This is a genomic window from Streptococcus sp. 2022WUSS037, assembly GCF_044427225.1.
Taxonomy (GTDB): Bacteria; Bacillota; Bacilli; order Lactobacillales; family Streptococcaceae; genus Streptococcus.
On record NZ_JAOTGJ010000028.1, the window covers coordinates 20,596 to 27,770 of the forward strand.

A 7,175-nucleotide genomic window follows, 5' to 3' on the forward strand; every position below is an offset into this window, starting at 1 on the left:
CTCTTCTTTTCTTATCCTCTTAACCTATGCTATAATACTCTTATGGAACAAAATGATATGGTATATGGCGTACATGCTGTAGTGGAGAGTTTGGATGCCAACACCGGCAACAAACTCTACATTCAGGATGATTTGCGCGGAAAAAATGTAGAAAAAATCAAGGCTCTAGCGGCAGAGAAAAAGGTGTCGATTTCTTGGACGCCGAAGAAGACCCTGTCGGACATGACAGAAGGTGCCGTTCACCAAGGCTTTGTTCTGCGGGTCTCTGAGTTCGCCTATGCGGACCTGTCGGTGATTTTGGAAAAGGCAGAGCAGGAAGATAATCCTCTCATTCTCATCTTGGACGGTCTGACAGACCCCCACAACTTCGGCTCGATTTTACGGACCGCAGATGCCACTCAGGTAGCTGGCATCATCATTCCCAAGCACCGAGCAGTTGGCGTGACGCCCGTTGTGGCAAAGACCTCAACAGGTGCGGTGGCCCATGTCCCAATTGCCCGAGTGACCAATCTTAGCCAAACCCTCGACAAACTCAAGGAGGCTGGTTTCTGGGTATTTGGTACCGATATGAACGGAACCCCAAGCCACAAGTGGAATACGGCTGGCAAGCTAGCTCTCATTATCGGCAACGAAGGCAAGGGCATCTCCAGTAATATCAAAAAGCAGGTGGATGAGATGATTACCATTCCTATGAAGGGCCACGTCCAATCTCTCAACGCCAGCGTAGCAGCCGCTGTGCTCATGTACGAAGTATTTCGGAAGAAAATCTAAATGAAAGAAAAAGTTCTCATTGTAGATGGCTACAACATGATTGCCTTTTGGCAGACCACTAAGCAAGATTTTAAAAAGGGAGACTTGGATGCGGCCAGAACGACCTTACTTCGCACCTTGTCTCACTACGCAGCTTTTGAACAGATTGAGGTGATTTGTGTCTTTGATGCCCACCATGTACCAGGTCTTCGCCAGCAGTATGACGAATTCAAGGTATCGGTCATTTTTACAGAGGAGGAAGAGACGGCAGATAGTTATATCGAACGACTCAGCGCCCAGCTCAATAGTGACCGTCGCAAGCAGGTTTCCGTCGCAACCAGCGACCTCAACGAACAATGGGTGGTCTTTTCACAAGGGGCCTTACGGGTTTCGGCGCGTGAGTTAGAGGAGAGAACCAGGGTCATCAAAAAGGATTTGGACAAGTTTGTGGACCAGGTAGAGCTCTACATCCCACGGCTCAATCCCTGGTCAGATGGGAATTTTCAAGCCTTAAAAGAAATGATGGAGGAAATGAAAGAGTGACATTTACAATCGTAACCGATTCGACATCGGATTTGCCAATCAGCTGGGTCCAAGAAAACGATGTGACCGTGCTTGGTTTGACCATTAACCTAGACGGCGTAACCTATGATACAGTCGGTGAAAACCGTTTGACCTCAGCAGATTTGCTGGAGAAAATGGCTTCTGGCAGCCAACCTACGACCAGTCAGGTCAATGTTGGTCAGTTTGAAGAAGTTTTTGAAGCAGCAGCCAAGGAAGGCAAAGAGGTACTTTACCTCGCTTTCTCAGCAGCTCTTTCAGGGACCTACCAGAGTGCAGTCATTGCACGAGATATGGTTATGGATCAATATCCAGAAGCAGTTATCACCATCGTTGATACAAAGGCAGCGACCATTGGAGAAGGCTACTTAGTCATGAAAGCCGTTGAGGCACGTGCTGCAGGTAAGACTCTGGCAGAAACCAAGGCACTCATTGAAGAATTGGTGCCACGTTTGCGGACCTATCTCTTGGTTGACGACCTTAACCACTTGGTGCGTGGTGGCCGCTTGTCCAAGGCAGCAGCCCTAATCGGTGGTTTGGTCAATATTAAACCTCTCCTTGCACTCAATGCGGAAGGGAAGTTAGAAGCCATTGCCAAAATTCGTGGCCGTAAAAAAGGAATCAAGGAAATGCTGAACCTGACCTTGGACAACTTGGATCATTCTACGGTCATGGTGGCCTATACAGGTGATATTGAGGCGGCTGAAGCGATTAAGGCAACCTTGTTGGAAGACAGCCGTGTTACTGATGTGCTCTTGACAGAGTTAGGGCCAATTATTGCCACCCATACAGGTACAGGGGTGCTAGCTATCCTATCCATCAATAAGAAAGAGAGATAATCTCTTTTCTTTATTCACACAAAAAGAAAACGGTTACAAATAACAAAACATATCCATTTGGAGGTTCTTATGAAACGCTTATTGTCATGCTATGCCAGTGATATGGTGGGAGCGACCAAGGAGGAGCTCAAGCAGTCCATTTTATCCAGCGAAGGTCGGATTATCATGGGAGAAACAGTGGTTACGGCGGCTCCCTTGATTGCGGGGGTGACCAATGCGGAGATGATGGCAGCCTTTGGTTGCGATTTTTTGGTACTCAATGAATTGGATGTTTTTCATCCGGAGATTGTTGGTTTTTACGATTGCGATAATCCCATCGCTGAAATCAAGCGGTTGACAGGTCGATTGGTCGGGATAAACTTGGAGCCTGTGGATACTAGTCAGGAAGTTCAAGACCAGCAGGTTTTTCTAAAACCAGGTCGTCAGGTCAGTCCAGAAAGTTTGCGACAGGCCCAAGTTCTTGGCGTGGACTTCATCATGCTGACAGGTAATCCTGCTACGGGTGTGTCTATAGCTGCAATCCGCTCTGCTATTGGCCTTGCCAAAGAATACTTTGAGGGCCTCATCTTTGCGGGGAAAATGCACGGTGCAGGTCTAGGAGAGTCAGTCGTGGATAGTCAAGCCCTGCTGGACTTTGTGGAGCTGGGGGCAGACGGCGTCCTCATACCTGCGGTCGGCACGGTGCCGGGTGTGCGGGAGGAAATCGTGGCACCGATCGTCAGTCAGGTCAAGGCGCGTGGGGCTTTGGTTATTTCGACTATCGGGACTAGTCAGGAGAGTGCGGACAGCCAGACGGTGCGGGAGTTTGGGCTCAGCAACAAGCGGGTAGGTTCGGACATTCACCATATCGGAGATGGGGGTTACGGTCGGATGCCAGACCCTGAAAATATCTTGGCCCTGTCCTTGGCGGTTAGAGGTAAGCGGCACACCTATTTTAAAATGGGGCAGTCAGTGAGGAGATAGGGTTATGATAAGGTTTTCATTCTCAGCAGTTCTGCTATCTTTCAAAAAATAAAAAAAGTAAAGTAAAATGGCTTGACGGAGACTAGTAGATTTGATAGAATGGTAGACGGTATTGTTTACCCCATTTGAAAGGCCCCGGAACCTTCCAAATACCCGCGGACCGGAACATCCGCCCAGTAAACAAAAACGATTCGTATAGGAGAAATCATGAACAAAACAACTTTTATGGCTAAACCAGGCCAAGTTGAGCGCAAATGGTATGTAGTAGACGCTACTGATGTACCTCTTGGACGTCTTTCTGCAGTAGTTGCTAGCGTACTTCGCGGAAAAAACAAACCAACTTTCACACCTCACACTGATACTGGTGACTTCGTTATCGTTATCAACGCTGAGAAAGTGAAATTGACTGGTAAAAAAGCAACTGATAAGATTTACTACACTCACTCAAACCACCCAGGCGGATTGAAATCAATCTCAGCTGGTGAATTGCGTTCTAAAAACGCTGTTCGTTTGATTGAAAAATCAGTTAAAGGTATGCTTCCACACAACACACTTGGTCGTGCACAAGGCATGAAGTTGAAAGTGTTTGTAGGTGCTGAGCACACTCACGCTGCACAACAACCAGAAGTACTTGATATTTCAGGTCTTATCTAAGGGAAAGGACGTAATCTAAATGGCACAAGCACAATACACAGGTACTGGTCGTCGTAAAAACGCGGTTGCACGCGTACGTTTGGTCCCAGGTACTGGTAAAATCACAGTAAACAAAAAAGATGTAGAAGAGTACATCCCACACGCTGACCTTCGTTTGGTTATCAACCAACCATTCGCAGTAACTTCAACACAAGGTTCATACGACGTTTTCGTTAACGTGAACGGTGGTGGTTACGGTGGTCAATCAGGTGCGATTCGTCACGGTATCGCGCGTGCATTGCTTCAAGTTGACCCAGACTTCCGCGATTCATTGAAACGCGCAGGCCTTCTTACACGTGACGCTCGTATGGTTGAACGTAAGAAACCAGGTCTTAAGAAAGCACGTAAAGCTAGCCAGTTCTCTAAACGTTAAGAACCAGCTACATTACAGCAGAACAACACTTCATGGTTCACACCATGGGGTGTTTTTTTGATGTTTTTTAGCAAAATTCACACCACTTTTCACACCAAATTCACACCATTTACTATTTGAGGTTTTTATAGGCGACCTCCCCGACAGCCATCGGAACAACATTTGAAGTATTGACGTAAGTCTTCGTTGTAATAGTATCACTATGTGTTAGAGCTTCAGAAATAGCCTCTAGTGATGTTCCTGCTAGTTTTGCAAGTGTTGCTCCAGTATGGCGTAATTTATGAGGCGTAGCGTGTGTCAGTTCTTTGTGACGGCGTTTGACTGACTTCATTTTGTTATTGAGATAATCAGCGTGTAAGGGACTATTCACATTGCCTTTCATGTCGATATAAGTGAAGACATATTGTTCATCAGTTTGGATAATACCAAATTTCGCCAGTTCGGCTTTCTGTTGCTTTTTCCAAGATTGAAGAAGGTCGATAAGTTCAGCTGGAATTCGAAATGTTGTTTTCTTGTTCCCTTTAGTAGACTTAGGATTTTTGTACTTATCTAAGGCTTGAACTAATTGAATTTCTTGTTTTTTGATGTTGATGTGTTTCCATTGCAAAGCGTAGCTTTCGGATTTTCTATCTCCTAAGAAAAAAGTTGTATAGAATAGCACATAATCTTTGAAAAATAGTTTACCATTTTCCAAGTCTTCTTCAAAAGCTGTGAACCATGCTTGGAGTTCTTCTTGTGAGAGATATAAATCTTCATCGTTTTTCGCTTCCTGTAATTTGTTTTTCTTTGTAGACTTGATTCGCTTGATAGTTTTTGAAATCTTGTTGGACTCGATGTATTCTAACTCTTCTGCCCAATCAAAAATAGAATTGACATAGCTACGAATAACTTTAAAGTTTGCATATTCTTCGGATTTTTGTGTCAATAAATGTAAAACGACTTGCTTATTTTGATTGAGGAAATTAAGTGAAAAGTTCCCAAACATCGGTAAGATGTGTTTCCGAAAAACAATCTCGGTTCCGTCAATTGTGGCACGTGATGGTTGTTTTATTGTTGATGTTGTTTGACCAGCTTTGTAAAAATCCCACCAAACATGTTTGTAGAAGTCAGAAAATAATATATCTCCATTTGTTTCAAGAGAAGCTTCTAATTCTCCGCTTAGGATATTTTCTACTTTTGTGAGTATTTCTAATTCGGCTTGTTTTGCCTCCCTTCGAGTTTTGAAGGTCTTTTCATACATCTTACCAGTTATTTGCAGAAATGCTTTAGCTTCATCTGGGATGTACAGTCTAAGACGATAAGTATTATTTTTAGTTTTTGTAATTGACATAGTATTCTCCTTGTGAATTGAGCTAGAAAAATACCGTGGCTTTATTATAACAAACCACGGTAAAAATGCTACTGATTTTGTAACCAGCGATTGATTTCAGTTTTGTCAAATCGAACAGTTTTCTCAATACGAATGACTGGCAAACCCTTCCGAATCCAACTATCAAGTGTGTTGTTGGAGATTCCTAGATACTTGCAGGTTTGATGTTTATTCAGAAAAGGACTTTCGAGATTGCTGTTGTTCAACCTATTTTCGATTTCTTGTCTGATTAAGTCTGCGACAAGTTGTTGGATTTGATGGATCTGCTCATCGGGTAGAATGACTTGCATTTTCTTGCCCCTTTCTAATAATTTCTGAGTGTCGTCTTGAATCTAGATACTTTGCAAAGAAGTATGTTTTATCTACAATCAGTGATAATAACAGCGGTTCTTTATCTCTAGCAAAGTTCACCAGAGTCTTAAATTCTGTAAAATTATATTCCTCTATGAGATCGATTATTGTTGCGAGAAATATGTCATTTGTATTATTAATTAAAAATTTGTCTAACTCAAAACCACAACCGGACTCAATATCTTCAAGGTTATAGGGTGTTTTATCAGGATTTTCAGCATGGACAAAGTAGTCATACATTCCTTTTGGGGACATAATAACTTCTACATGGGTTGGGGTATTTAGTTTTTCTCTTAGAAGTTCTGAAACTTGTGAGTAGCTTTTTAAGGAATCAAAGAACAAAGCACCATGTTTGTGTGACTTCTTAAACTCTCCAGTTTGTCTATTAACATCTTTATCATGCCAAGGACTTAGCACAAATGGGACATGAATTTCTTCAAGGATTTCTAAATAATTATCAGGAGTACTTTCTTGATAAAGTAAGAAGGCCCATTTGTTAGAACGTTTTTCTTTTGACATTATTTTCCTTTCTGATTAATGATTATCGTTTTGAACCGAAAATCTGCATCCATCTACCAACCCTCATCGGTGAGGAAAAGTAATAGTTAGGATTATTATTTACGATTTCTTCAAAAATAATGGGCTCTGCTTGCTTATATAATTTTACTGAATCAACATTTACAGGTAATCGAAGTGCTACTTTTATACTTTGGTTCTGAACATTAACAGTACAATGACTGACAGTATTGTTATATAATGTGAATTTATTTCGGTCAAGAGAATCATTACTTACTTTAAATATAAACCATCTTATAGCTATCGTTTTATATAGTTGTTTAGTTTTTATTTAATGTATGATAAAATAGACTTATGACTTACGGAATTGATTTTAGAAAACGCGTTATTGCCTATGTCCAATCAGGACACACAAAAAAGGAAACCTGTGACCTATTTGGTATTGGAACCGATACCTTGTACCGTTGGGAGACACAGCTGAAAAATGAAGGACATCTGAATCGTAAACCACGAGCTCGTAGTCCTCGTAAACTTCCGCATGACCGCTTGAAAGCCTATGTCAAGGAACATCCAGATGCTTTCTTAAGGGAAATTGCAGAGCATTTTGACTGTAGTATTCCCTCAGTTTGGGCCGCCTTAAAAAAACTGAACATCACTTTAAAAAAAGACCACAACCTATAAAGAACAAGATAGCGAAAAAGTGAGACGCTATCTTGATGTTTTAGCCTGCTTTCCAAACACCCCTATTGTTTATATTGAT

Annotated in this window: 10 protein-coding genes; 7 read left to right on the plus strand and 3 right to left on the minus strand. The window is 42.3% G+C overall.

Going from position 1 to position 7,175, the window contains the following annotated elements:
* Positions 1-42: 42 nt before the first annotated feature.
* The 6 genes from rlmB to rpsI all read left to right on the plus strand — a co-directional run bounded on the left by rlmB (position 43) and on the right by rpsI (position 4,179).
* Positions 43-771 carry a 23S rRNA (guanosine(2251)-2'-O)-methyltransferase RlmB gene (gene rlmB, locus ODU55_RS09175; RefSeq protein WP_398582633.1) on the plus strand — a complete coding sequence of 243 codons (729 nt, stop codon included), beginning with the start codon at positions 43-45 and terminating at the stop codon, positions 769-771.
* Complete coding sequence (locus tag ODU55_RS09180; RefSeq protein WP_398582634.1) at positions 772-1,293, plus strand: NYN domain-containing protein; 522 nt, start codon at positions 772-774, stop codon at positions 1,291-1,293.
* Positions 1,290-2,150, plus strand: coding sequence for a DegV family protein (locus ODU55_RS09185; protein ID WP_398582635.1), 861 nt, complete (start codon positions 1,290-1,292; stop codon positions 2,148-2,150). Before ODU55_RS09180 ends, ODU55_RS09185 begins: the two co-directional genes overlap by 4 nt.
* Before the next feature lie 69 nt (positions 2,151-2,219).
* Positions 2,220-3,113: a haloacid dehalogenase-like hydrolase gene (locus ODU55_RS09190; protein WP_192369252.1), complete on the plus strand. Its 894-nt coding sequence runs from the start codon at positions 2,220-2,222 to the stop codon at positions 3,111-3,113.
* 207 nt (positions 3,114-3,320) lie between these two features.
* A complete protein-coding gene (gene rplM / locus ODU55_RS09195) occupies positions 3,321-3,767 on the plus strand; it encodes a 50S ribosomal protein L13 (RefSeq protein WP_002876943.1) in 447 nt (148 codons plus the stop codon).
* A 19-nt stretch (positions 3,768-3,786) separates the two neighbouring features.
* A complete protein-coding gene (gene rpsI, locus ODU55_RS09200) occupies positions 3,787-4,179 on the plus strand; it encodes a 30S ribosomal protein S9 (protein WP_002942223.1) in 393 nt (130 codons plus the stop codon).
* 112 nt (positions 4,180-4,291) lie between these two features.
* Here rpsI and ODU55_RS09205 read toward each other — a convergent pair whose 3' ends face one another.
* The 3 genes from ODU55_RS09205 to ODU55_RS09215 form a co-directional block, all read right to left on the minus strand.
* On the minus strand, positions 4,292-5,509 hold the full coding sequence (locus ODU55_RS09205; RefSeq protein ID WP_398582636.1) for a tyrosine-type recombinase/integrase: 1,218 nt from the start codon (positions 5,507-5,509) through the stop codon (positions 4,292-4,294).
* Between the two features lie 68 nt (positions 5,510-5,577).
* Positions 5,578-5,838: a helix-turn-helix transcriptional regulator gene (locus tag ODU55_RS09210; RefSeq protein ID WP_398582637.1), complete on the minus strand. Its 261-nt coding sequence runs from the start codon at positions 5,836-5,838 to the stop codon at positions 5,578-5,580.
* Complete coding sequence (locus ODU55_RS09215; RefSeq protein ID WP_398582638.1) at positions 5,816-6,418, minus strand: replication protein; 603 nt, start codon at positions 6,416-6,418, stop codon at positions 5,816-5,818. The genes ODU55_RS09210 and ODU55_RS09215 overlap by 23 nt, the downstream gene beginning before the upstream one ends.
* A 351-nt stretch (positions 6,419-6,769) precedes the next feature.
* On the opposite strand from ODU55_RS09215, the gene ODU55_RS09220 reads away from it, so the two are divergent.
* Positions 6,770-7,096, plus strand: a complete 327-nt coding sequence (locus tag ODU55_RS09220) for an IS630 transposase-related protein (protein ID WP_398582639.1) — start codon at positions 6,770-6,772, stop codon at positions 7,094-7,096.
* The last annotated feature ends 79 nt before the right edge of the window (positions 7,097-7,175 follow it).